Below are 24,982 nucleotides of genomic sequence, written 5' to 3' on the forward strand. Positions count from 1 at the left end.
ATTTTTATCCATACATTAAATTACACACAAAAAAGACATCGTCCCAGACGATGCCTTTTTTGTTACTGCATAAGATTTATTTTCCAGCGGCTGCCGCAGCATCATTTACTGCATCTGTAGCAGCTGATTTTGTTTGTTCAATCATTTTTACATTATTTTCAATTTTTTGCTGTTCATCTGTTGAAAGAGTAGCCGGATGTTTTAAAGCTCCAAGTCCTGCTACTACTCCTGCTACAATAGCAATTGGTCCTACAATCCCTACAATTCGTTTTGCGATCATTTTCTATTCCTCCAATTAAGTTAGTCTGTACTTTTTTCCCATAGACCGTGGCGGCGCGGATCAGCGTCACCTTGAATTTTGTTTTTCTTTAAGTCTTTCACAAGTGCTTGAACGCCTCCGTAAAACATCGCGTTGTCATTGTTTTTTAAGTCATAGCCGTACGTTTTTAAACCATCTTCAGTTGACTGTTTAAGCTTAGCTTCTGAATAAAACTTATGAGAATCAAAAATGACACGCTTGTTTTCTACTGCGTTTTTAATGGAATCTTTGTCTTCAAAATAATCCCCAATTACTTGCGTTAGCACTTGAGGAATACGATTTCCTCCCGGTGTGCCAATGGACATTACCCATTCATCACCTTCACGAATAATGGTAGGGGCTGTAAATGTTCTTGGACGCTTACCAGGTTGACGCTTATTAATTCCTTCTCCAAACGTATTGAGCGTATTATTTAAAAAGAATCCATCTACATATTCACCGCTGCCGAAGAAATTACTCAGCGTATTCGTTGTTGATACAACGGTTCCTTCACCGTCCATGACAACAAAATGAGTGGTACTTTCATGTTCTTCGACGTCGCTTACTTTGGTGTGATCTGTTTCAGTATTATTTAATTTATTACGAAGTAAATGCACGTAATGATCGTCAATCCAATCATTTGGCGTTTCTTTTATAAAAGCCGGATCGGCAATTTTTTTCAAGCGGTCTTGATAAGCTACTTTTGAAATTTGACCAAGAAAATGATAATAAAGACTAGGATGCGATTTCTTCAGCTTCCAAATATCTTCTTGATCCGTCATTTTTAACATTTGAATGAGCGTAGCGCCAGCAAAAGGAGGAGGTGCTGAAATAATTTGATGACCTTTATAATTAGTTGATAGAGGTTTGCGCTCAACAGGCGCATACTTTCGCAAGTCTTTGTGACTTACTTTCGTTTCTTCTGTAATATCGTCTGCAATTTTTCCTCTATAAAAAGCATTTGGCCCTTCTTCCTTAATCTTTTGCAGCGTGTTCGCTAATTCATGCTGTTTGACAATTTCACCTGTGTTAATGGCGTCCTTATCTGGATAAAAGCTAGGAATTTCATCTTCATTCACATTACCTTTGTATGAAACCAGCCTATCGTGCAAATCTTTGTCCACTTTGTACCCATTCTCGGCATAGTTAATGGCCGGGTCGATTAGTTTGCTCATCGACAGAGATCCGTAGTGGTGCTGAATATAATCCATACCAGCGACGAACCCTGGTACGCCAATCTCATCTTCTTTATCATTCTTAGGTGCAATTTCTCGGTAGTCAATAAATGTTGGAGAGGCATCTGCTGGATCAATCAGCATTCCGCCGCCTCCCCCAAGTCCTGATCCGTACGGTTCCACAACACCAAGCGTGTAGGAAATGGCAATAGCTGCATCAACTGCTGTACCGCCTTGTTTAAGAATTTCCATACCTACTTTTGTGGCGCGAGGATCTGAAGTACTTACTGCATATTCTTGTTTTGGAAACATAAATTGATAAACACATACACCTACTATGAGTGAAAAGATGACAATGGAAACAATAATCGTATTACGTTTATTTATCATCTTTTACCTCCTCTGTGTATGACGGGCTATTAGTTAGCTTGTGCTTCTTTCTTTTTGCGCTCCTCTGCATGTTTTATAATGCGAGAATGATCTAAGTTTAATTCAAACTTGTTTCGTTCTTTTTCTAACAGTTCAGGGTTTGAAGAAAACTTGTTTAAATCGTTATAAATACGCTTCATGCGCCAAGGGTTATCTGTTGGAGTTGGTGTACCTGCTTTAATAACCATTGGAATAACATCAATTTTAGCTTGGCCCTGCTTGTTTAAATGATACTGAACCATCGCTGTATTTTTTGTACTTGACCACCCTTGGTCAAAAATAAAGTTTCCTAAGCTATAGAAAATAACCGAACCTTTATATACGTCATATGACTGTAGAACGTGCGGATGGTGACCAATGATAATGTCCGCACCAGCGTCTACCATCGCTTTTGCTAGTCCTTCTTGACGAGGACTTGGCTGTGCATCGTATTCTTCACCCCAGTGGGCATTTACTACAACTAAATCAGCATTTGCTTTCGCTTGCTGAATCGTGCTGAAAATAAGATCTGGATCTGCTTTTAAAATACCTGGGTTGTTTTTTCCAGCCGACATTCCCTCTGAATGTACATCCGTAAACCCTACTGTTGCAATGCGGATACCGTCAGCATCTTTATACGAAATATGCTTTGCTTCTTCAGAGTTACGGCCAGCACCAACAAAATCTAATTTGTTTGCTTCAAAAGTAGAGATCGTATCTTCTAACCCTTTTGCACTGTAGTCCATTGAATGGTTGTTCGCTAAGTTTAATACGTCGAAACCTGCATTTTTAACGGTCGCTAGATCAGCAGGCTTACTATATAAATGAATACCTTTTTCCATTGCTTTATATGAATCTACGTCGTTTGTTAAAATCGGCGTTTCGTAGTTCCCGCTTACGTAATCCGAATTTTTAAAGAACGGCTCCACGTTGCGGAATACAAAATCTTCTCCGTAGCGTTCAGTTACTTCTCTTACATGGCGACCCATCATAATGTCTCCGACCATAGTCATCGTTAAATCATTATTGGCCTCTGGATTAGCCGTCTCAGGGTTTTCAAGAGCATCCGAACGCTCCATCCATCCTGAAAGAGCTAAAATTACGATTAAAATTGGCGTTAAGATAAGAGCTTGCTTGCCCGTAGTAGGCTTTGTTTTCTTTATAAACATCAATACTTTTTCTTGAAAGTTTAATTTTTTCTCTTTCAACGCTTTCACCTTCCTTTACCAGCTGCGGTTTGTTTGTGTATTAAAATAAATAATAAACTTGCATAATTCCAAATGTTACACCACTTAATAAAACCGTTGTTCCAACTGTTAAAGGAAGACCTTGCTTTTGCATTGTATTTGCAATTAAGCCCGGTACAATGATACCAATTCCGCGTAATTCAAACACTTCAAACGGCAAGATCGGGAAGAAATAATCAAATGCAACTTTAATCACAATACCCGTAATTAACATCGCTGTAAATTTGCGACGTCCATATAAAATAACTACTTTTGAGATTCCGTACACGACGATAACATACGTTAAAATACTAATTAAGAAAATCATTAAAATGGTAATTGGCTGATCAAATACAAGAGCTAAATACCCTGGTACGATAAGACCGGCTGGCAATACGCCTGTTTTTTCTGTGAAAATTAAGCTTAGTGTAACCCCTAACACAAGGGCAATATATAAATCTGATCCGAACATGAAATGGCCTCCTAGATTAAACTGCTTTTCTCATCTTTTTCATTTCAATAATAGCTTCAACAAGCGGCTCGGCTGAACCGTGGATATTTCCGACACCGTATACAATACGATCTTTTAAATAAGGCTTCATACGTTCTAAAATTTCTTCTGTAGAAGCGCCTTCCATATCCCAGAATTCTTTTGTTGGCAATTCGCCTCTTTGGTGTGCAGCAGCGATTGGTGAGGTGGTCTGACCAATTGCAATCATTACGTCCGCTTCAATGTATGGCATTACATCTTCAGCAAATTGCTCCGTGCGATCTACACGGTCCGGACGGCAGTTCATAATGACAATAGGAAGCTTTTCACTATAGTTCATTGAATCTACACGTTCCCAGATACGAAGCGTGGAAGAAGCGTCGTTGGCAGCAAATCCATTGACTAAAAATGCTGGGTTTTTTTCATCGCCAAACGTTGTAATTCTCATAGCTCCTGGGTCAGGCTGGGCATTTAACATTCCTCTCATCGCTGTTTCAGCATCGATACCAAGTGCTTCTGCTACAGCTAAACCGATGGAAGCATTATCAGGGAAAACCATATAATCAAATTCACGTAAATACGCTTCAGATACTTTATCATTGTCAGCTACAATAACCTTTGTGTTGCGCTCTGCGGCTATTTTTTTATAGTATTCCAAATAAGGACCTTCAATTGTAACAAGGTGGCCATCATAAGGAATAGTAGCAGTGAACGCTTGAGCAACTTCATCTAGAGTTGGCCCCATTACATCCATGTGATCTTCTAGTACGTTTACAATAACGCCTACCTTGGCTTGAATCAGCTGATTTTGGAATGTGATTTGATAATCAGGCTGTACTGCCATACATTCACAAATAAGAGCTTCTGCGCCAATATCGGCAACTTCATTTACCACTCGTCGCTGTTCTCCAATGTTCGGACCCTCTTTACGACGAATAATTGGTTCTTCTTCACTTGTATGCCAGTAGATCATACGCGCTTGTGTTCCTGTCGTTTTCCCTACTGTTTTGTAACCTGCTTCTTTTACAATACCTGTAATCAATCGTGTAACGGTGGATTTTCCGCGAATACCATTAACATTCACTCGTACAGGAATTGAATGCAGCTTGCGTAAATGTCTGCGATACTCCCAAACGCCATACCCTACTAAAAATAGGCAGCATAGGATAATTAAGATCATGTTTCATTCTTCTCCTTCCAAACTTCTCCTGTTGGATACGTTATGAATGCTTTTGATTCATAATGATAGATATACGATTTCATAGTTTCACTCCCTTTATATATGTATGGGAGCTAATCATTTAACAGCGCTAGCATGCTGCTAAAACACCTGCTTTGAAAAATGGACTCGAGTACCAATTTCAACAGCTCTAAAACTATCATCTGCGCTCATTAGTGGTCAATAGCTCAAATGTTATATATTCTTACAATTCCGATTGTCTATTTACAGAATTAAAAACTCATTGTTTTATTTAAAATTTATAGAATAGGTCTAAAGTTTATTTACCTAGAAAAATTCCATCGGTACCTTTTTTTACCATAACAACAGGAATATTTTATACATCACTCTTACAATTAACACACGGAAATATTACGTAATTAAAAATTTCTTAACTTTAGAAAACGTTTTGTAATATAAAGACGGGATAAAAAAATATTTTATCCCATTAATACCTTTTTATGGATATACCAATTGAATTTGTCTAACAACCGTACTTGTAAGGATGATAGATAGATATAAAAGTAAAAAAAATACATTTAATTATCATTTTCTGCTTACATTTAACTTACTTAAATGGAAAGGACATTAAATATTTTTTTCTAGTTATATAAGTATTTAGACTCCATATGTACCTAGTTCTTTTGTTGTTATTTTATAGATTCCCTTTATTTAATAATCAATTCAGTAAATCTAAATCTCTTGACTATGGCCTCTTTTCCTATTTTTATTTCAATATTTTCTGAATCTTTCTACCGATAAAGGCCGCTTTCGTCCGATAAGATTGCCTAGAAAAATGCATGATTTCTCACTTTTTTGGCATATGATGTTATCATAAAAAGAAGAGGTATCATCAAAAGGAGGAAAACAATGGTTGATACAATCCTTTATTTTCTATTTTCTTTTTGCTATATTGTCCTGTTTTTCTTTAGCATATATGTAGTAAGAAAAAACACTTCGCCGTTTTACATGCTTTTCTTCCTTTAGTAATAGCTGGACTAATTTACGATAATATAATGATTGGGATTGGTTCATTTATCGGTGAAGGCGATACTTTGCGTTCACTCAGCATGCTTCGTTTTTGGTTTCACGCTTTATTTACCCCTACTCTGGTGCTCTTTGCGTATGGCGTAGCGAAGTACTCGACGATTACATGGGCTAAAAAACCTGTTGCCGGCATTCTTTTTTTGCTGACTACGTTTGCCTTAATTAGCTATGAAATAATCGAAACGATTAGTCAGCGTATGGAAGTTATACGTGAATATGGCATTGTTCGCTATACGTTAGTGGGATCATCCGGTCCCCCTCTTATGGTTCTCATTGTGGCTATTATTTTGCTTTTTGTTGGAATTTCCTTATTTCGCAAGACCAGGTGGAGCAGCATGATGATTGGAGTAGCCGTGATGATTGTAGGAAGTGCCGTGTCAATTCCGATACCAAGCACAGCCGTAACAAATACGTTTGAGCTTATTTTTATTTTTTCTTTATTTTTAACTCAGCGTCATTTAGTGAAAATACATTAACAGAAGCGATTCCCTTGCTTCTTTTTTTTATATTTGATATCCTTTACCTAACGACCGTTAGTTAGATTAAGGAGGAGCTTTTTTTGAGTGAATTACCAACTGTAGAAAAAATTAGAGCTGCAGCAATGGAGCTCTTTGGAGAAAAAGGCTATACAGAAACATCGCTTGCTGATATCTCATCAAAAGTAGGTATAAAAAAACCTTCCCTGTACGCGCATTTTAAGAACAAAGACGACTTATTTTTACTAACCGTGCATGATTTAATGAATTTATTTTTAACAAAGTTATCTGTTATATACGAACAGCATAAAACAAAGTCTGCTAAAGAACAGCTTCACTGCTTTGTTGTAGATTTCTGCACGATGATTGAAAAAGACTCTTTTGGCCAGATGTACCGTCGTCTTATTTTGTTTCCACCTGAACATTTGCAGTCGGAAGTAAAAGCTATTTTCTTAAGAAGCGAACGATTGTCTGATCAAATTCTGCATGCTATTTTTACACAGGGAATGGCTGAAGGCGAAATAATTGAACGTCCTATTGATTTATATATTAATAGCTTTTATTGTTTAACCGACGGACTGTTCATTCAGCGCTTTTATTATGAACCAGAGTATTATGACCAAAAAATCCACGATGCTTGGACAATATTTTGGGAAGGCATACGTGCTAAATAGGCCCTGTAAAAAGGGCTTATTATTATGTAAGGAGGGATTAACATGGCTTGGATTTACCTTATTATCGCTGGTTTGCTCGAGATTGTATGGGCAATCGGCTTAAAATATTCACACGGATTTACTGAATTAACTCCAACAATCATTACGATCGTTACAATTGTCATCAGCTTTTATTTCTTTTCAAATGCCTTAAAAAAAATTGCTGTCGGAACAGCTTATGCAGTGTTCACTGGTATAGGAGCTGCTGGCACAGCGATACTCGGAATGACCGTTTTAGACGAAGGCACAAATATTGGAAAGATTTTATTTTTAGGATTAATGATCTTTGGAATCATCGGTTTAAAGTTAATTTCTACTGAAGAAACAGAAAGAGAGGAATCTTAACATGGCTTGGATTGCATTAATAGCTGCCGGTTTTTGCGAAGTGGGATTTGTGATTTTCTTAAAACTTTCAGATGGATTTAAGCGATTGTTTCCTTCGATTGGATTTATCCTTTTCGGTGCAGGAAGTTTTTATTTTCTCTCCTTAGCGCTAAAGGAAATACCTCTTGGAACAGCTTACGGTATATGGACGGGAGTAGGAGCTGCCGGAAGCGTACTTCTTGGCATGCTTTTCTTTCGCGAAGCAAAAGATATGCGTCGAATTCTATTCATTTTTTGTATTGTAGCAGGTGTAATCGGGCTTAAAATCACCGGATAAGGGTGTACTACTTCCCCTCTTTTCGTGCTATACTAAACTTGTAAACACTTTCAAAAAATAGGAGACGATGACAATGAACCTTGGGTTTGGAGAGATTGCCTTAATTGTATTTGTCGCTCTATTGCTTTTTGGTCCAAAGAAATTGCCGGAATTAGGAAAAGCTGCTGGAAAAACGTTAAAAGAGTTTAAAAACGCTACAAAAGGAATTATGGAAGACGACGAAAAAGAAAAAGCCCCTCCTAAATAAGAGGCTTATATCTCTTTTAAAAGCTGACTCAAACGTTTGAGTCAGCTTCTTTGTGGTGAGAATATACTGAAATTCGATTTCGACCGGTACGCTTTGCTTCATATAAAGCCTGATCTGCTTGATGAACAATTGAAATGGGCCTTATGTTTTCGGATGGAACGACTGTCATTATTCCAACGCTGATTGTGACACACTTAAACACTTCAGAAGCCTGGTGTACAATTCCACGTTGCTCCACTTGCTGTCTAATCGCTTCTGCCATTTTTATTGCTTCATATTGATTAGCTCGTGGAAGCAATATACCAAACTCTTCTCCTCCGTATCTTGCGACAAAAGCCGATTCGTCAAAGACAACGCTTTTAGCGATCTTCGCTACTTCTGTCACCGCTAAAAAGCGAAGGTCAAGAATAATAGTAGAATCTATTCTAATTGTATATATCATTAAAATGCTGCCTAATAGTCCGTAAGAACATCCGTAATAAATTAAGCGATACATTTTATACCGTTTTATTCCTTCTACTCTATAAATGATTTGCTCTCGAACTATACTTGCAGCAAACATGAAAGAAATAATTAATGTGATATTAAAAAGAAGTTGACTCACTCTATTCTTCTTCACCTCTTTCCAAAAGCTAAAACAAAAACCAATAGGCTTCTTAACTTACATATTGTTTATGGCCGCTTTTTTATAAGTAGTACTGTTTGATTTATCGAGCAGCACTATTTTTTCCTTCATTAAATAAAACTCTTATATACTCTATTTGTACATATCACCTTTTACCTTTTTTAAAATATTTATCCATTTTCTATTTTTTGTATTTCCCACTGAAAGGTAAGTAGTCGAACTGCAACAAAAATAAAAAAAGAGCGTCGATACAACGAGCGCTCTTTTTATTTATGGCGTAAAAATTCCCAAAGTCCTGGCGTTTTGGAAAAATCAAACGTCTTAACAGCGGAAAGAATTTTAATCTTTAAATCTTGCTTTACGTCTTCTCTCTCATGCAGCGAAAAACTTTGGACAGCTTTATTTAGTTTTGGTTCCAGCTTTTTTAGTAAACGCCTTGACGCCTCTTCATCTCCAGCTTTCACTTTATTTACAAGCTCATATAGAGTTTCCATTTCTTCACTTCTTTCTTAAGTCAGTTGTTAATTCTTCCACTTTTTCTTCAAGTCGCTTTATATTGTTTTCTACACGCAGTAATAAATAAAAAGAAAGGACAGCGGGAAATCCTACGTTTCCAACAAGTTGAAGCCACTGAGGATCAAACATATCTATCACTCACCTTCATAATTTTTTTCAACTTGCTTAGCGCACGTTGATAATGGTTAGACACCGCTTGCTGAGAAATAGAAAAATAAGCAGCGATTTCTTTATGAGTCCAGCGTTCAACAATAATCAAGTGCAGCATACACTGCTGCTTGGCCGTTAATTGGCGAAATGCATGATGAAGAATACGATTTTCAAGTTGATTTCCTAAAAATTCATGCTCCCATACAGCTCCGTCCTGTACTCCAAGCATATCTTCAACTGTTCGATTTCCATCTAGCGCAGCCGGCTGCTGCAGGCGAAGAGGAATATATGAACGCTCTTTTTCTTTTACACGCATAACATCTCTGGAATAATGTCTGCAAAGCTTGTTAATATAATGAAGCAATCTAATTTCGCTATAAAACTGATGAAATTCTTTGTTTAGAAGTCTTTGTTCTTTTGTATCATTTTTAACAACCGCTTTTTGTAATCGCTCATAGCGTTCTGGTGTCAAAAATGTATTCATTATATGAGTCTGAAGAGTTGCGCTGTGGTTTGTAAGAAATATATGAAAGGTACATTCTTTGTCGTGCCGCTTTTCTTGCTGCGAATAGAGCTGAGTCATTATGCAAATCTCCTCCTTTTTTTCTTATACTTATTAAAAAGGGAGAAAAGAGTAAAATAACAACACCGAAAACGAACGTTTGTTCTTATATAAATTTAACTATATTAGGTTTTTTATGTCAATATGATGAAAGGCTTATTAATGATTAAAATGACTCAGTAAAAAATAAAAAAAGAGATTGCGACATAACGAAATGAATCCAATCTAAAGAAAAACAAATCGGATACATGAGCTAAACCGCTTGTTATACCGCAGTTGATTTCCGTGCAAGGTTTCGCTTTCCGCGGGCGTCCGCTGAGCCTCCTCGTCGCTTGCGCTCCTGGGAGTCTCACCTATTCCGCTTTTCCCGCAGGAGTCTTCCCCTTGCCCTCCAGTCAACTGCTAGAAGGAACGAAACAGATGAAATCTACGCTCAGCATAACAAAAAAAACGAACCACTGATCAATATGTTTGATTAGTGGTTCGTTTTTCACTTCGGCTAAAATATTTTATCTAGGGCCTTTTTATTTCTTCTTCATGTAGAGATTATTCTTCTCCTAAAACGCGGTTAATACGTTTGCGAAGCATCGGCATTCCATTTCCACCCGCTTGGAAATGACGAAGCTGACCTTCTTTATCAAATACATAATATGCTGGTACATATTTATTTTCAAAAGCGTCTGTTAACTTATGCTCACTGTCTACGTAAATTGGCTGAGTAATATCATGTCCCATCGCCATTGCCTCAATAACACCCATATCTAAGTCATCTTCCGAACGAGGCATATGAACCGCTACAACATTCAATTGATCATCATACTCATCGCGAAGATCATTAACTTCAGGCATTGCTTCTTTACATAAATGGCAGCTTACTGACCAAAAGTGGATAAGCGTTGCTTTATCACCTACTAAATCTTCCTTTGTTACTTCGTCATTAATCCAAGATGTTGCTCCAGTTAATTCAGGCATTTGTTCACGTAATTTCATGTTAAAATCCTCCTCTAAACTAATTAAACTGAATATTCTGTATTTTATAATTAGAAAACTTTTTTTCTATTTTAATGGCAGCAGTAGAGGAATTTCTCCTCTACTCCACCGCTATTTATTAAAGTGTTTTTTGACCTGGTTTCCAGTTAGCTGGGCAAAGTCCGCCAGTTTGAAGAGCTTGAAGTACACGTAATGTTTCTTCTACGCTTCGGCCGATGTTGTTATGATTTACAACTGCGTATTGTAATTCACCTTCTGGATTAATAATAAATAATCCGCGAAGCGCTACGCCTTCTTCTTCAATTAACACGCCATAATCACGTGCTACTGCATGAGTTGGATCTGCAGCTAATGGATAATTCAAATCTCCAAGTCCATTATCTTTACGATCTGTGTTAATCCAAGCTAAGTGAGTATGAATTGTATCTGTAGAAACACCTACCACTTCAGCATCTAGATCTTCAAACTCTTCGTAGCGATCTGATAGAGCTGTGATTTCTGTCGGACATACGAATGTAAAGTCCATTGGATAGAAGAACAATACTGTCCATTTACCATTTTTCATATTTTCTTCTAAACTTACTTTTCCAAATTCCTTATTTGCAAGTACAGCTTCCATTTCGAAGCGTGGTGCTTGTTTTCCTACCATACGTTCTGCCATGTCAAAACCTCTCCTTGTACAATGTATTTCACAAGCTTATGCTTGTATGTATTATTTTTAATGTAATCAATGATACTTTCTATTTGATAATGATTATTAGTATCATTATAAACTAGTAATGACTATTGATTACATTCTTTATTATACACGAGCTATTATTATAGTCAATACTTTTTTATAATCATTTTAATCTAGGATTGATTATTGAATATTTTCCACTCTTTTTTATTCTCCCCCTTGATTAATCCTATGCATGCAGGGATGAATAAAGATAGAAGATACTAAAAAACTTCTCTCATTTCAACATATTTGCTTTTAAAGTGTGCTGCAGCAAGATGTCGAATCTCAATTATGCTCTTTATAACCACAATAAAAGAGAATGAGACATAACCATGAAAAAATCCGAACGAGCTTGATTCTCCATCAAGAATCAAGCTCGTTCGGATCTTCCTTCAACTAAACTATTTTGTCCCAGCCTCTTTTATTTATTTCTTATCATTTGGATATACTAGACCGATTTGCTCTCGCACTTTATCCATCACATGCATCGTTAGATACGAATTTTCATACGAATTTGTGTCCGATTCCATCTTTCCTTGCTTTAACAGCTCTACGAATTCATTTATTTCATAGTACATAGCAGGATAAGGCTGATCGACCGTTAACTCTTCTCTCCGTCCGTCATTGTATCGAATTTCTACCTTTTCAGCGGTATGTATTTTGTCAATAATCATACTGCCTTTTTCTCCTTGAATTTCACTTGGTAAATGCGAATTTGTAATCTTAGAATACATGATGACCGCGTCGCGATCTTCGTACTCTAAAGCAACTGATCCTTCTCCATCTACTCCAGATTCTAGCATATACGCCGTTGCCTTTATTTTATGAGGCCCTCCAAACAATGTAATCAGAGGATAAAGACAATATACACCTAAATCCATCAGTGAACCGTTGGCAAGCTCTGGCTTAAAGGCATTAAGCACGATACCTTCTTTGTATTTATCGTAACGAGAAGAATACTGACAGTAAGATGCCACGTATTTCCGAATTGGACCAACTTTATGTAAGTTCTCTTGAATCACTTTGAAGTTAGGAAGAAGGGTTGATTTCATCGCTTCCATTAGTAATACATTGTGATTTTTGGCTGTTTGAATCATGCGAGTTACTTCTGCTGCATTGGCTGCAAGCGGTTTTTCACACAGTACATGCTTGTTATTTTTCAAAAATAAGATAGCCTGTTCCGCATGATAAGCATTTGGAGTAGCAATATACACTGCATCAATTTCAGCACTCGCTGCCATTTCCTCTAAATCAGTAAATATATGAGGAATACCATATTTACCTGCAAATTCTTCTGCTTTTTCAATGGTTCGAGAATAAACAGCTGAAAGCTGAAAGTCGTCTACATACTGAGCTGATTCTAACAGTCGATCTGTTATCCAGTTTGTTCCTATTACGCCAAAACGAATCATCTTTTCATCTCCTTTTTATCATCTATGTTGTATTGTATCGTTTTTAAAAAGAAAAACGAAGAAATAATAAAAAATCTATATCATTTTCCATTGCTTTATATCTATTTTGTTCTATATAAAAAAACAGCTCACAACAAATGTAAGCTGTTTTTCAATATGACTCAAACGTAAGCCTATGCTTTCTCACCCACTACGGCAAAACGTTCGTTCACATAGTTTTTATTCTCTAACTCATCTATTAAAGCAATCGCATAATCAGCATAGCTAATATAGCTTTCATTTTGACTATTTGTGATCACATGATCTTTTCCTAATTGATAGGCTCCCGTGCGAGCACCTTCTGGGTCAAAAAAAGCGGCCGGGCTTAAATAAGTCCAAGCTATAGTTGATTTTTCTAGTTCTTTTAAACCTTTGCCCATATTTGAAGCCGTTGGATAATACGCTGCTGGAAAACCTTCTGTGCTCATTAAAGGCGTTGTTTTTTCTGCATCTACAAATAAACTTCCTGCTCCGCCCACTACTGCGAGTCGCGTTTGAACACCTTGAAATGCTTTAATAAGTGATTGTATAGACTCAACGTGCAGCTGTTCGCTTCCGGGAGGTGCATTAAATGCATCTACCACAGCATCGAACTGTTCAATGTCTTTTGAAGTAATGGCAAAAATATCTTTTTCAATTACGTTTGTTTGATTTTTTAGTTTAGCAGCATTTCGAACAATGGCTGTTACTTCATGCCCTCTCTTTTTTGCTTCTTTCATAATTAATTGACCTGCTTTTCCTGTTGCTCCAATAACGCCAATTTTCATTTTTTATTCTCTCCTTTTATTTTCATTGTAACCATAATGGTTACATATAACACAAAAAAATTTGAGCTTTTATAGCGCTTCTATTTCTTTTTAGCTCGTTGTAACCATTATAGTTACACATCATTCAATTTGTCAACCTCACTATTCATTTTTTTACGAGATAAAAGATTTTAGGGATCGCTAAAAATCCATAAAACAATAGCTTATTTACTATTTCAAAATACATCCATATTTTCAACTTATTTTTATCTCAGAGTACTTTTTTATGAAAAAAGGTTTCTTTTTTATAAAAAAGTGTTATAATAGGTATATTATTTCTTGTTCGGTGTTAACAAATAGAAAGACTTTCTTTAAAGTGATTCTTATTGAAATTGAGCAGAGATAGTAATATATTCGTGGATTTTCCACACAGGAGGTACTACAATGGTACAAGGTAAAGTAAAATGGTTTAATGCAGAAAAAGGTTTTGGATTCATCGAAGTAGAAGGACAAGACGACGTATTCGTACACTTCTCAGCTATCCAAGGCGAAGGTTTCAAATCACTTGAAGAAGGTCAAGAAGTTACATTTGAAATCGAAGATGGAGCTCGTGGACCACAAGCTGCTAACGTTCAAAAGTAATTAATTAAGAAGCTGTCACTAATGTGACAGCTTCTTTTTATGTCTATTTAACCAATTAAAATTTGATTTTCCTGCCAAAGGTTAGTCAAGTTCGTATCAGCGAGCCGCTGATGCGTCTCTTTTACGCTAAGCCAGCGATGCTTGTTGAAAACAAAGCGAGTTTCAGGAAGTTCAGTCCATATTTCCTGTACAGACTGGACATTTAATAGAACAAAATTTGCTTCGTTTCCTTCTTCCACTCCATACTTTTCTTTTCCAATCAGCCGGGCTGGTATACTTGTAATCATTCGGAGCAACTGCCGCTGATCATCCGGACTTCCCATATGTGCAGCATAGGCAGTTAGTAACCCTACTTGCAGCAAGTCTGCTTTTCCAAACGGATGAAAAGGATCGTTCACGTTATCAGATGCAGTAGCAATCGGAACCGCTGCTTTTTGTATGTCGCGAATGCGCGTTACGCCTCGTCTTACAATTCCTTTATCTTCTCTTCCCTGTAAATATAAATTAGAAGCAGGTAATGTGACAACTCCAATTTTCGCCTGTTTCAAAAGGTTTAAGATTTCTTTTACTTTTGCATCAGTCATTCCTGCAAGCGAACAAAGATGCCCCACTACCACTCTTCCTTCCATATTCAATTCAATTGTTCTATGAGCAATATTAATTATTGTATCAACAGACGGATCATCGCTTTCATCCACATGTAAGTCAAGAGGTTTATTATAGGCTTGAGCCAGCGAAAACAGAGCATCAATCTCTTTTTCTGGATTTCTAGCTAAATGAGGGCAGCCTCCAATCGCATCAATTTCAAGATCAAATGCTTGTTCAATTTTAGTCATCTTATACATATCATCAATGTCTAGGTTAGAGAATAGCGGAACAACCTGCACGTCCATATACGGGCTTAATTCATCTCTCACTTCGACAGCCGCTTGTAAACTTCGAAATAAACTATCTTCTTCCATGCTGCAGTCAAAATCAATATGTGTTCGAATCGTAGTCGTACCGTTAGCTAATGCCTGCAAAGCAGTTTTTAACATTCGCTGCTTAATTTCTTCTTCTGGAAATGCCGGCAGGCTGCTGCTGTAATTTTTAATAGCTTCTTGAAGAGTTCCAGATAGATTGGGCACTTGAGGAAGCGAATGAGCTTTATCTAAATGCATATGCATATCTACAAATCCTGGTAATAGCACACGCCCCTGTGCATCAAGTGACGTTTCTTTTCCTAACACGGCTGCGTGCAGCGGAAAAAACTCGTCACCTTCAAGATAACCGTTTTGTAAAACGATAGAAGTATACATTCCATTTGAAATTTTCACTTCAAAAAGAGCGTGATCGTGCATAATTGGCAAACGAACATTAATTAAGTGAAGCAACATAATTCCCTCCTCAATTTTTCAACTTCTTCATTTTTCAACTTCTTCATTTTTCATAGACCGCTTTATCCTTCTTTATCATTTATTGTTTAAAGCATTAATTCGCCAAATTTCGCAAATCACCTTCTCTTTAAAGGCCTTTATTTACAGAGAAAAAAGCGAGAACAAAAAAAGGAGCAGCGTCCCCACGCTGCTCATCAAAGAAAAAATGCTAGAAAATAGATAGAATGTACTTCCCATGGTTAAATGAGGGCTTACAGATAAAGCTTCAGTGAGTGATTTCATGCTTTGCATCGCTATTCTCCCCAGAAAGCAATGCAGATACAAGCAAAAAATTTCCACCACTCGCTCACACTGTAAATAGACACATAAGAAAAAGCCCAAACAAAGGCAGGTCTCTCAAATACAATGAGCAAAAACCTACCCGCCTGGGCTTTTATCCCTTCGGTGTCATATCCACTTCTTTTCAAAAATGAATATGTGAATCGCTTGGACCAAACTTTCTACTAACGTAAAAATGGGAACCTAGATTCACTTTTTACTCATAGTCCTATCATTTACGGTGATAAGGTAGAAACGTCTGAGCCATATTCTCAAACATATATGAGTGAACCGTATTTAGCTTTTTCTTGTCTACAAATATACTATAGGACTTTCTATAAGTCAACTATAAACGAATAATCTTTTTGATTAAATTATATATAGTTCGCCTTTTACAAAAGTTTACTTTTTAAAAAAGTTTGTTAAACTATCTAACACAGTAGTTGCATCTTCCTATAATACTGCTTATACTTCGAACTACTTACATTATCTATAAAGGTCTTCACTCTGTTGAAGACAAAAAGCGATCTAGGGTTCCGTTTAACACATGTTAAAGGCTGGTCCGAGAGAGAGCGTACGGAACGGTCCGTATACACGGAAGGATAAAAGCCTGGGAGAATGACATCATTCTCTCAGGCTTTTTTTTTAAGGAATCACTTATTTTGGCCGGTCTTTTTATGTATTTTTTCTCTTTTTCATCCACCAGCCTGCACCAACTATCACTCCGATTATGAGAATAACAAATATTAAACGATCAACATCATGCAAATATTTTTGGATTTTTTCAATATCTCCAAGTCCTCCTACATAGAGCAAAAAAACAAACCATGGAAAAATACCTAAGGTGCTGTATAAAACAAAGTCCCTAGATTTGATTTTACTAAGGCCTGCCAAATAGGTTATATAGTTTGCGATACTGATGGGGCGAGAAATCGTAATACTCCATTTTCCATATTTATGAAACCATTTCTGGGCACGCTTTATATTTTTTTCACCAAACCAGCGCTTGGTAATAGATTCAAACCTGTATCCCATAACGAACGGAATATAGTTGAATGCGATATAAATAACGGTATTGACAGCTGAAACAATAAGGATTTTCCATATTGAAAGCTGCAGCACCGAGCCAATGAGCAAAATCGATAGCGTACATGGAAAAGGAATTGCCGCAGCTTCGATTGCTGTAGCAATAAAGATGCCCATTATGCCTAAATTTTGTACAAACTCAATAAACCCTTGCACCTTTTTTCTCCTTTCAATCATACAAATTTCACGTTCTTTCATCATAACTCAAACTATTCAAAATTTCACGATTTCAAAGCAATTTTACTAGTAAAAAAAGCTCATATGCACCCGTTTGCTATATTTGATTATCTTCTATCATATGCAGTTCATAAATGAAGTAACGCAAAAAAAGAAAATAGCAGAAAAAAACTCTTTTATTAGTTGTAATAAAAGAGTCTTTTCTGTCTTGCTATCATTTAATTTTAGCAATAATTTTCCCTTTCACATGGCGTTTTGAAAGCTCTTCTAATGCACTTTGCACTTCTTTTAACGAGATGATGCGCTCAATCATCGGAGCTACTTTCTTCTCTGCTACTAATGCTAAAAGCTCATCGCCCATTTTTGCTAAATCCGCTTGTGCAATCATGTCATCGATGTGGTGTGCAGCATTTAAAACTACTTCATGATAAGAAATCACCTTTGTAAAAGGCTTTACTTTTGTATAATCAGGTGCACCAGCAATATGTGCTAAATGTCCTCTATAGGCAATCATATCTATAGAATCCGTTGCGTTCTTTGCGCTCACCGTGTCAAGCACAGCATCTACGCCGCGGCCATTTGTCAGCTCCAATACTTTTTCTACGACGTTTTTCTCGCGATAATCAATTACATAATCAGCTCCTAACGACTTCACATATTCATGGTTATGTGCTGAAGCTGTTGAGAAAACGATTTTTCCAGCTTTTTTAGCAAGCTGCACGCCAGGGTAGCGTAAATGATTGATTTTGAATGGTATCGCAGCTTTATTAGCATTTATAAATATCGATCCGTCTCTGAAGCGGCCAGAGCAAGGATTTTAACGCAGCCGGCCATGAGTCAGCACTTAGCTGCTTTAGAAGCTGAAATAGGCGAAGATTTATTTATCCGTGCACCGAGAAAGATGATTCCAACTGAAAAAGGCAAAGAACTGTACACGCGTATCGTCCCGTTAATTGAAAGTCTAGAAGCTGCTTCACTCCAATTAAAAATGAGCGCATCATCTCCCGACGCGCTGCCAGTCGTAAAAATTGGTTCTCCCATAGAGTATTTTACCGAACAAGCTTTAGGAAGAATAAAAGATGCAGGTATCCGCTGCTACAGCCAGTTTGGTATTGCTTCTGTTTTACTGGAAAAGATACAAAACGACGAAATTGATATTGCTATTACAACCCAAAGATTGCAAATACCAGGAGTCGAATATACGGTCATTGAAGAAGAAGAGTTTGTCTTAACCATCCCTCCTTCTTTTGAAATGACACCCAGTGAAAACATAGAGGATTTTTTATACAATCAGCGGTGGATCAGCTACGGTCTTGAACTTCCTATTATCAGGCGTTTTTGGCGGCAGCATTTTAAAAAACGGCCTGAAATTCAGCCTCATCATGTGATTCCAAATCTTCAAACGGTGTTAAAAGCCATTCAGCATCACATGGGAATCAGCCTGCTTCCCCGCTATTTGATTCAGGAAGCGCTCCGAGAAAAAAAGGTGAAAATCGAGCTTGAACATTTAGCGGTAAAAAATCAGATCTTTCTTGCTTATAAACTTAAGCATCGAGATCATCCAGTCATTCAAAAAACGATACGCTCGTTAAAAAAGAAGAGGTTGAGAAATAACGACATGAATCCATTCTAAAGACGAACAAATAGGATAACATGAGCGGAATCGCTTGTGACACCGCAATTGATTTCCATGCAAGGCATCGCTTTCCGGGGGCGGCCGCTGAGCCTCCTCGTCGCTTACGCTCCTGCGGAGTCTCACCTGTTCCGCTTTTCCCGCAGGAGTCTTTGCCTTGCCTTCTAATCAACTGCTAGAAGGAACGAAAACAGATGAAACCTCCGTTCACCATAGCAAAAAGAAACGAACCACTAATCAAACATCTTGATTAATGGTTCGTTTTTCAGCTCATCTAAAATCATTTTGTCCCAGTCTCTTCTTTTTTTGAGAGTTGCTGTGCTGAATCTACTCCTACTAAATCTAAAAAGAAAATAAAAATAGGAATACCAAGGATCAGCCCCCATACGCCCAAGAAATGTTCACCAAATACTAAAATGATAAACGTAATGAACGTTGGCAAGTTGGTTTTAGATGACATAAGCTTTGGATTTAATACGTAGCTTTCAAGTGCGTGAAGTACTACCACCATAATTAACACAGATAGTACTTTTACACCGCCTCCTAAACTGTAAGCGATTGTACAAAGCGGAATGAGTGAAACAAATACTCCAAGAACCGGCACTAGCCCTAGTAGAAAGACCATGACGCCAAGTGCAAGCAAATTAGGAAACCCTAACACCCACAGCGCAATAACGGATAAAATGCTGTTCACAAAAGCGATAATAAACTGAACTTCTATTACCTTGCCGAAGGAATTAACAAATTTTCTTCCCAAATAGCCCGCTTCTTTGAAAAACCAGCCCAGCCTGGATTGTTCCAGTTGGACAAATAATCGGTGAATCCGCGACTTTTCAAGTAAAAAGAATAGGCTTAACAAGAGTGCTAAGAAAACTTGTGCACTTACTTTTCCAATATTAGATAAATAGCTGTATACTAAATCAATATTCTGCTGAATATTTTCTGGTGATTTGAATCTCTTTAGATTATCGATAATATAGGTGACGAATGTATTATCAGGGGGGTGCTTGTAAAAATACATCAGCTTCTGTACAAGCTCAGTAACTTGCGTCATAATAACCGGGATATATACATACCCTACAATACCGAGGGCCCCAATCAGTGCGATATAGATGACGATGAGTATAAGCGTTGAATTAAGCGGAAGCTTTCTTCTTAGCGTTTGTTGAAAACGACCAATTAAAAAGGTAAAAATAAACGTAAATAACAGCAGCTGAAGCATACTTCTAATGCTGATAAGTAAAACTGTAATGATAATAAGCGTAATGATGCGAACAGTAAGTTTGTTGTGAAGCCAACTTCTTGCAATATTCATGAAACCTTCAATTCTCCTATCTCTCTTTTTCCCAAGTCATTTGTATACATATAAATAAAACGGATACGCTAGACGCTCATATCCGCTTTCGCTATATATAGTGTATCATTTAATATTCAAATTTTACTATGTTTCGGCACTTTTTAGTATGTCTTTATTTTCTCTCCGCTATTCTTTTTCATTTTCCCATACATTATGATAAATTAGCTTGTCTAAATCCCTTCTTTTTTCCCAGTTAGCTTGTTCTAAGATTGGTTTCTCAGGGTATTTATCTGTATAGCCAATTGACATGAGCGCTACGGGATCAATATGAGGAGGAATATGTAAAATGTCACGCACATCATTTTTCTTATAAAAACTTACCCATCCCATTGCCAGTCCTTCTGCATATGAAGCAAGCCACATATTTTGAATCGCACATGCAGTTGACATCATATCGGTTTCTGGAATTGAGTTTCTTCCGAGAACATGAGAACCACCTCTTGTTGGATCACACGTTACGCAAATAGTTAACGGCGCTTCTTTTAATCCTTGAATCTTTAGCTCTAAAAAATCTTCTTTCTTTTCACCTTCATAATGAATAGCCAGTGCTCTTCTCTCTTTATCTGCTGCCCAGGCAAGTTTATTTTTCACTTCTGTATCAGATACTAATATAAAATTCCAAGGCTGCATAAACCCGACGGAAGGCCCGCTGTGAGCAGCCTGTAAAATGTTATAAACCGTTTCATTAGGGATCTCATCAGACAAAAATGTTCGTACATCTCTTCTTCCGTAAATCGCTTTGTATACCGCTTGCTTTTCGTCGTTTGTAAACGAGTTCATTTTTTTCAACCTCCATTAAACTCTCTTTTTAACTATTTTTCTAAAAAACATTAAAAAAATGTGATCCAAACTTTATGTTTTCTCGTATTACTATATGAATCTATCATAAAGGAGGTTGCAAACATGTTCAACGACGTTTTAATGAACTTATTTAACGCAGTAAGCAGCATCATTAACACAATTGGATAATTTGATTGTACATATTTAGTAAGAGAGGAGGCATATTACATGCTTAACGAGGTACTTATGAACTTTTTTAACGCAGTAAGCAGTATCATCAACACAATCGGATAAAAAAAGCAAAAAGAAAAGGGTAACTGCCATTACCACCGTCTTTATGCTTTACTAGTTCAAAATCATATATTTTACAATAAAAAGAACTCTTTGTTTGGGAGTTCTTTTTACTTATCCTAACATGTTCCCTTTTATTTGTATATATGCCTTGCCCTTTCAACAGATTCACTTATATGTTGCAAGCATACACATAGGTCTGCAGCTCGTAGTGCAGTTCTTTTAAGTCTTCAGCTGCTTGAGTCAATAACTTCTTTCGCTGAGCTGTATACACATCTAGAATAGCTCTTTCTACTTTTACCTTTTCTTCATATAAAATATCTAACTTATCTTCATTTCCTTCAAGAGAAATAGGCTTTAACATAGCAAATTGATAAATGGGTTGTCCATAATCCAATTTTGTTAAAATAGAACCTACTAATACATCCTGCGAGCATTCATATACGAAGTTCAACAGCGTACTTAATTCTTCTAGACGAGAAATATCCAGCTCTGCATTTTCATTGATCACAGTCCCTATATATTGAAAGCACTCTTCTTCTAACTCATTATAAATAGTTGTGATGCGGTGCAATACTTCATTCAACTTCATAAAGTTCCCCCTTCACACACGCTTCTTGATACAACCATATGACAAAACTTGGTGTTTTATACTAACGAAAAAGCGAGGAATATAAACCTCGCTTTTTCTTTTTATCGATACATACTGGCAATGTCTTCAATAAACATAAGCGGTTCTTCTTCTGTTAGTTGTTTAATTGGAGAATAATCCTCTCCCCCAAAACTTTGATCTATGTCTTCAATAAACGAAGAAACTTCTTCTGACCCTTCACGATTAGCCGGCACTTCGTATTTCTGTAATTCTGTACGGTGCACGACAGATAAAATATGGCGAGGAAATTGCTGCTTCGTTTTTCCAAAACAATATACCGGCTTGTGTTTCAAAAAGCGTTCTACTTCCTCTTGCCGGTTATAAATGCTTCCATGATCACCCCAAGCTACCACAACCAGTTCAGCATCTTCCACTGCTTTTTGAATATATTCACCTGTTCTTGTTCCAACAGCTTCTTCTTTTGAAAGCATGCGTAAAAACGAAACATGGTCGGTTTGATAGCTGAATAAATAAACGATTTCTAAGACTCCAAATCCCCACTTTTGCGCCAGTTCTATGCATTTGGATACTGCCGTATCGTCGCTGTATTCATACGTATTTTCTGGAAATGATAAAATAAACGTAAGTTTACGTTCGTTTACTTCACTCCATTTGCATAATAGAGAGTATTTGTATGTGCCTGTTTCATCAAAAATAACTTCTTTTTTCACTACTTCCATCCCCCTGCCTTCTTACAATCTTGTTACTTATCTATTGCAAATGAGCTAAGCAGTAATCGTAACCTTGACTGTTAAAAGTTTTATTTTATATGTATTTCAAAATCATGCCTTCATGACAACTTTTCTGCCATTTTTTCAAAAAGCAATTTTTTCTTCTATACATGCTTTTTACAGCTAGTGAACATTCACATATACATCTTTCCTCTTTTCAGACCTTCAGTCAAAATAGATAAAATCACAAGAATGGTCTATAATAAAGAAATAACCAATGACTTTTTCACTCATGTTTTTGACAGTTACGGATTTTTTCTCAGCAGGTATGTTCAAAACTGATTCTCTGAGAAAATAGAAGATAAATTTGTGTAAAGAAAGGATTTTGTAAATGGCTACTACACACACATTTACAAGAGGAGAAGAAATTGCAAATGCGATTACACACGGCGTTGGAGCCGTACTCAGCATTGTAGGATTAACGCTTTTAATCGTACTTTCTTCGTTAGAAGGAACTCCTTGGCATGTTATCAGTTTTACTATTTACGGAGTAACCATGCTGCTTCTCTATGTCTCCTCTACGCTTGTCCATAGCTTTCCGGAAGGTAAGGTAAAAGATCTTTTTGAGATATTTGACCACTCTTCTATTTATTTGTTTATTGCCGGTACGTACACTCCATTTTTATTTATCGCAGTAAAAGGAACCACCGGCTGGACACTTTTTGGAATTGTATGGGGTATCGCTCTTGCAGGAATTGTATTCAAAGCTTTTTTTGTGAAGAAATTCCTTTTTATTTCCACCATTCTTTACGTATTTATGGGATGGATGATTGTGTTTGCGTGGGATTCGTTAACTCAAAACATTGCCCATCAAGGAATTGTCCTTCTCGTAGTTGGAGGCGTGTTGTATACAATCGGAGCCGTTTTTTACGTATGGCGAGGATTTCGTTTTCATCATATGATTTGGCATATGTTTGTTCTTGGCGGGACCATACTCCACTTTTTAGCAATCATTTTATATGTATTGCCTATAACCAACTAAAAAAGGGCCTTTTGGCCCTTTTTTAGTTGGTTATAGAATTCCTTACCACAGTTTTGCCATTTGAGTCGCAAGCGTATAGACTCCTAGCACAGCCATAATAACGACCACAAAACCGCCAAAAACGGTAAGCCAAGTTGGATGCTTGTAATCGCCTACTATCTTCTTTTTATACGCCGCTATAAGCATTGTTCCGAGTGTAATAGGTAAGATTAACCCATTTAATGCTCCAGCTAAAATAAGCAGAGTGACCGGCTGACCAATCGTTAAGAAAACCAGGGTTGAAATCGTAATAAATGCAATAATAATCCAGTTTTCATATTTCTCAATCCTTTTACTGAAGGATTTAATAAAGGAAACCGATGTATATGCCGAACCAATAACTGAAGTGATAGCCGCTGCTGCCATGACGATACCGAATAATTTATAGCCAATATCCCCTGCGGCTAACTGAAAAACAGAGGCTGGTGGATTATCAGGATTCAGTTTTAATCCTTGACTCAACACACCTAATGTCGCTAAAAATAGAAAAATTCGAATGATCGAAGCAATTGTAATACCGGATACCGCCCCTCTTGTTACTTCAGGAATCGCGGCTTTTCCTTTGATTCCTGCATCTAATAAACGATGACCTCCTGCAAATGTAATGTATCCTCCTACCGTTCCTCCTACAAGAGTAACAATCGCCATTACGTCAATGTGATCCGGCCAAAATGTTTTAGATACCGCTTCTCCTACTGGCGGAGCGGAAGAAACCGCAACATAAACCATTAAAATAATTAATATTCCGCCCATTAATTGAGCAAAACGATCCATTAATTTTCCGGCTTCTTTGACTAAAAAAATTGCGATAGAAATGATAGCTGTAATGACTGCACCTGCTTTAGGAGAAATACCAAATAGGGCATTGAAACCAAGACCCGCTCCTCCTACGTTTCCAATATTAAATGCTAAGCCTCCGATTACAATTAAAATAGCAATAAATAAGCCGAGACCTGGCAAAACATTGTTAGCGATATCCTGTGCTCTTTTTTCTGAAACGGCAATAATACGCCATACGTTTAGCTGAACGCCAATGTCTAATAAAATCGACAGTAAAATGACAAAACCAAAACTTGCGGCGAGAGCTTGTGTAAAGACCGTTGTTTGAGTTAAAAAACCTGGCCCCACTGCTGAAGTAGCCATTAAAAATGCTGCTCCGAGCAGCACGCTCCAGTTGCGTTCTTTTTTCATGATGTC

29 protein-coding genes, 1 pseudogene and 2 riboswitches are annotated in these 24,982 nt (G+C 37.1%); of the genes and pseudogenes, 8 read left to right on the forward strand and 22 right to left on the reverse strand.

Features of this window, described 5'->3' with window-relative positions; genetic code table 11:
• Positions 1 to 76: 76 nt before the first annotated feature.
• Genes SB717_RS04170 through pgsB form a run of 5 tightly spaced genes read right to left on the reverse strand, consistent with a single transcriptional unit; the run spans position 77 to position 4,777 of the window.
• Positions 77 to 280 (reverse strand): CapE family protein, encoded by a 204-nt coding sequence (locus tag SB717_RS04170; RefSeq protein WP_013082014.1) that lies wholly within the window; start codon positions 278 to 280, stop codon positions 77 to 79.
• Between the two features lie 20 nt (positions 281 to 300).
• Positions 301 to 1,863: a gamma-glutamyltransferase family protein gene (locus SB717_RS04175; protein WP_410903304.1), complete on the reverse strand. Its 1,563-nt coding sequence runs from the start codon at positions 1,861 to 1,863 to the stop codon at positions 301 to 303.
• Between the two features lie 29 nt (positions 1,864 to 1,892).
• The gene (locus tag SB717_RS04180) at positions 1,893 to 3,089 is read right to left on the reverse strand and encodes a CapA family protein (RefSeq protein ID WP_071276575.1); all 1,197 of its coding nucleotides are present in this window, start codon (positions 3,087 to 3,089) and stop codon (positions 1,893 to 1,895) included.
• Between the two features lie 40 nt (positions 3,090 to 3,129).
• Positions 3,130 to 3,579, reverse strand: coding sequence for a poly-gamma-glutamate biosynthesis protein PgsC (pgsC, locus tag SB717_RS04185; RefSeq protein ID WP_013055707.1), 450 nt, complete (start codon positions 3,577 to 3,579; stop codon positions 3,130 to 3,132).
• Between the two features lie 16 nt (positions 3,580 to 3,595).
• Positions 3,596 to 4,777, reverse strand: coding sequence for a poly-gamma-glutamate synthase PgsB (gene pgsB, locus SB717_RS04190; RefSeq protein WP_014461310.1), 1,182 nt, complete (start codon positions 4,775 to 4,777; stop codon positions 3,596 to 3,598).
• A 1,055-nt stretch (positions 4,778 to 5,832) separates the two neighbouring features.
• Between pgsB and SB717_RS04195 the strand changes: the two genes are divergently transcribed.
• The 5 genes from SB717_RS04195 (at position 5,833) to SB717_RS04215 (ending at position 7,960) form a co-directional block, all read left to right on the forward strand.
• A complete protein-coding gene (locus tag SB717_RS04195; RefSeq protein WP_354312796.1) occupies positions 5,833 to 6,339 on the forward strand; it encodes a hypothetical protein in 507 nt (168 codons plus the stop codon).
• Positions 6,340 to 6,422: 83 nt separating this feature from the next.
• Positions 6,423 to 7,013 (forward strand): TetR/AcrR family transcriptional regulator, encoded by a 591-nt coding sequence (locus SB717_RS04200; protein ID WP_074678884.1) that lies wholly within the window; start codon positions 6,423 to 6,425, stop codon positions 7,011 to 7,013.
• Positions 7,014 to 7,055: 42 nt separating this feature from the next.
• Positions 7,056 to 7,397 (forward strand): quaternary ammonium compound efflux SMR transporter SugE, encoded by a 342-nt coding sequence (gene sugE, locus SB717_RS04205; protein ID WP_074678886.1) that lies wholly within the window; start codon positions 7,056 to 7,058, stop codon positions 7,395 to 7,397.
• A gap of 1 nt (position 7,398) precedes the next feature.
• On the forward strand, positions 7,399 to 7,713 hold the full coding sequence (locus SB717_RS04210) for a DMT family transporter (protein ID WP_013055702.1): 315 nt from the start codon (positions 7,399 to 7,401) through the stop codon (positions 7,711 to 7,713).
• A 73-nt stretch (positions 7,714 to 7,786) separates the two neighbouring features.
• On the forward strand, positions 7,787 to 7,960 hold the full coding sequence (locus SB717_RS04215) for a twin-arginine translocase TatA/TatE family subunit (RefSeq protein WP_074678888.1): 174 nt from the start codon (positions 7,787 to 7,789) through the stop codon (positions 7,958 to 7,960).
• Positions 7,961 to 7,988: 28 nt separating this feature from the next.
• Here the strand turns inward: SB717_RS04215 and SB717_RS04220 are convergent, their stop codons facing one another.
• The 8 genes from SB717_RS04220 to SB717_RS04255 all read right to left on the reverse strand — a co-directional run bounded on the left by SB717_RS04220 (position 7,989) and on the right by SB717_RS04255 (position 13,742).
• Entirely contained in the window at positions 7,989 to 8,564 is a 576-nt protein-coding gene (locus SB717_RS04220; protein WP_410903306.1) for a diguanylate cyclase domain-containing protein, read from the reverse strand.
• 287 nt (positions 8,565 to 8,851) lie between these two features.
• A complete protein-coding gene (locus SB717_RS04225; protein WP_013055697.1) occupies positions 8,852 to 9,079 on the reverse strand; it encodes a helix-turn-helix domain-containing protein in 228 nt (75 codons plus the stop codon).
• 4 nt (positions 9,080 to 9,083) lie between these two features.
• Positions 9,084 to 9,230 carry a YvrJ family protein gene (locus SB717_RS04230; RefSeq protein ID WP_013055696.1) on the reverse strand — a complete coding sequence of 49 codons (147 nt, stop codon included), beginning with the start codon at positions 9,228 to 9,230 and terminating at the stop codon, positions 9,084 to 9,086.
• A complete protein-coding gene (locus SB717_RS04235) occupies positions 9,223 to 9,834 on the reverse strand; it encodes a sigma-70 family RNA polymerase sigma factor (RefSeq protein WP_098248585.1) in 612 nt (203 codons plus the stop codon). The genes SB717_RS04230 and SB717_RS04235 overlap by 8 nt, the downstream gene beginning before the upstream one ends.
• A 525-nt stretch (positions 9,835 to 10,359) precedes the next feature.
• On the reverse strand, positions 10,360 to 10,803 hold the full coding sequence (locus SB717_RS04240; RefSeq protein ID WP_013055693.1) for a TlpA family protein disulfide reductase: 444 nt from the start codon (positions 10,801 to 10,803) through the stop codon (positions 10,360 to 10,362).
• Between the two features lie 118 nt (positions 10,804 to 10,921).
• Positions 10,922 to 11,464: a peroxiredoxin gene (locus tag SB717_RS04245; RefSeq protein WP_013082001.1), complete on the reverse strand. Its 543-nt coding sequence runs from the start codon at positions 11,462 to 11,464 to the stop codon at positions 10,922 to 10,924.
• 485 nt (positions 11,465 to 11,949) lie between these two features.
• Positions 11,950 to 12,936: a Gfo/Idh/MocA family protein gene (locus SB717_RS04250; RefSeq protein ID WP_098248586.1), complete on the reverse strand. Its 987-nt coding sequence runs from the start codon at positions 12,934 to 12,936 to the stop codon at positions 11,950 to 11,952.
• Positions 12,937 to 13,109: 173 nt separating this feature from the next.
• The gene (locus SB717_RS04255) at positions 13,110 to 13,742 is read right to left on the reverse strand and encodes an NAD(P)-dependent oxidoreductase (protein ID WP_074678898.1); all 633 of its coding nucleotides are present in this window, start codon (positions 13,740 to 13,742) and stop codon (positions 13,110 to 13,112) included.
• 423 nt (positions 13,743 to 14,165) lie between these two features.
• Between SB717_RS04255 and SB717_RS04260 the strand changes: the two genes are divergently transcribed.
• Positions 14,166 to 14,363: a cold-shock protein gene (locus tag SB717_RS04260; RefSeq protein WP_013055689.1), complete on the forward strand. Its 198-nt coding sequence runs from the start codon at positions 14,166 to 14,168 to the stop codon at positions 14,361 to 14,363.
• A gap of 47 nt (positions 14,364 to 14,410) precedes the next feature.
• Here the strand turns inward: SB717_RS04260 and SB717_RS04265 are convergent, their stop codons facing one another.
• From SB717_RS04265 to SB717_RS04275, 3 genes are all read right to left on the reverse strand, one after another.
• Positions 14,411 to 15,739 (reverse strand): amidohydrolase family protein, encoded by a 1,329-nt coding sequence (locus tag SB717_RS04265; protein ID WP_410903307.1) that lies wholly within the window; start codon positions 15,737 to 15,739, stop codon positions 14,411 to 14,413.
• Positions 15,740 to 16,261: 522 nt separating this feature from the next.
• A riboswitch (purine riboswitch) is annotated at positions 16,262 to 16,363 on the reverse strand.
• Between the two features lie 211 nt (positions 16,364 to 16,574).
• Positions 16,575 to 16,676: riboswitch (guanidine-I (ykkC/yxkD leader) on the forward strand.
• 56 nt (positions 16,677 to 16,732) lie between these two features.
• The gene (locus SB717_RS04270) at positions 16,733 to 17,299 is read right to left on the reverse strand and encodes a DedA family protein (RefSeq protein WP_235915159.1); all 567 of its coding nucleotides are present in this window, start codon (positions 17,297 to 17,299) and stop codon (positions 16,733 to 16,735) included.
• Between the two features lie 235 nt (positions 17,300 to 17,534).
• On the reverse strand, positions 17,535 to 18,041 hold the full coding sequence (locus SB717_RS04275) for a zinc-binding dehydrogenase (protein WP_410903308.1): 507 nt from the start codon (positions 18,039 to 18,041) through the stop codon (positions 17,535 to 17,537).
• A 15-nt stretch (positions 18,042 to 18,056) separates the two neighbouring features.
• Here SB717_RS04275 and SB717_RS04280 point away from each other — a divergent pair, with 15 nt between their 5' ends.
• Positions 18,057 to 18,953, forward strand: coding sequence for a LysR family transcriptional regulator (locus SB717_RS04280; RefSeq protein ID WP_410903309.1), 897 nt, complete (start codon positions 18,057 to 18,059; stop codon positions 18,951 to 18,953).
• On the opposite strand, the pseudogene SB717_RS04285 reads toward SB717_RS04280, so the two are convergent.
• The 5 genes and pseudogenes from SB717_RS04285 to SB717_RS04305 all read right to left on the reverse strand — a co-directional run bounded on the left by SB717_RS04285 (position 18,909) and on the right by SB717_RS04305 (position 22,713).
• Positions 18,909 to 19,125, reverse strand: a pseudogene (locus SB717_RS04285) (hypothetical protein). The gene SB717_RS04280 and the pseudogene SB717_RS04285 overlap by 45 nt on opposite strands.
• Before the next feature lie 108 nt (positions 19,126 to 19,233).
• The gene (locus SB717_RS04290; RefSeq protein ID WP_098620686.1) at positions 19,234 to 20,268 is read right to left on the reverse strand and encodes an AI-2E family transporter; all 1,035 of its coding nucleotides are present in this window, start codon (positions 20,266 to 20,268) and stop codon (positions 19,234 to 19,236) included.
• A 168-nt stretch (positions 20,269 to 20,436) separates the two neighbouring features.
• Complete coding sequence (gene bluB, locus SB717_RS04295) at positions 20,437 to 21,090, reverse strand: 5,6-dimethylbenzimidazole synthase (RefSeq protein WP_013055676.1); 654 nt, start codon at positions 21,088 to 21,090, stop codon at positions 20,437 to 20,439.
• Positions 21,091 to 21,553: 463 nt separating this feature from the next.
• Entirely contained in the window at positions 21,554 to 21,973 is a 420-nt protein-coding gene (locus tag SB717_RS04300; RefSeq protein WP_016763238.1) for a hypothetical protein, read from the reverse strand.
• Positions 21,974 to 22,074: 101 nt separating this feature from the next.
• Positions 22,075 to 22,713, reverse strand: a complete 639-nt coding sequence (locus SB717_RS04305; protein ID WP_251461380.1) for a DUF1643 domain-containing protein — start codon at positions 22,711 to 22,713, stop codon at positions 22,075 to 22,077.
• 382 nt (positions 22,714 to 23,095) lie between these two features.
• Between SB717_RS04305 and trhA the strand changes: the two genes are divergently transcribed.
• Positions 23,096 to 23,746 (forward strand): PAQR family membrane homeostasis protein TrhA, encoded by a 651-nt coding sequence (trhA, locus tag SB717_RS04310; protein WP_074678908.1) that lies wholly within the window; start codon positions 23,096 to 23,098, stop codon positions 23,744 to 23,746.
• A gap of 42 nt (positions 23,747 to 23,788) precedes the next feature.
• On the opposite strand, the gene SB717_RS04315 is transcribed toward trhA, so the two are convergent.
• Positions 23,789 to 24,976 carry an NRAMP family divalent metal transporter gene (locus tag SB717_RS04315; protein WP_410903310.1) on the reverse strand — a complete coding sequence of 396 codons (1,188 nt, stop codon included), beginning with the start codon at positions 24,974 to 24,976 and terminating at the stop codon, positions 23,789 to 23,791.
• Between the last annotated feature and the right edge of the window lie 6 nt (positions 24,977 to 24,982).

The sequence above is a fragment of the Priestia sp. SIMBA_032 genome (assembly GCF_046535215.1).
Lineage (GTDB): Bacteria > Bacillota > Bacilli > Bacillales > Bacillaceae_H > Priestia > Priestia aryabhattai.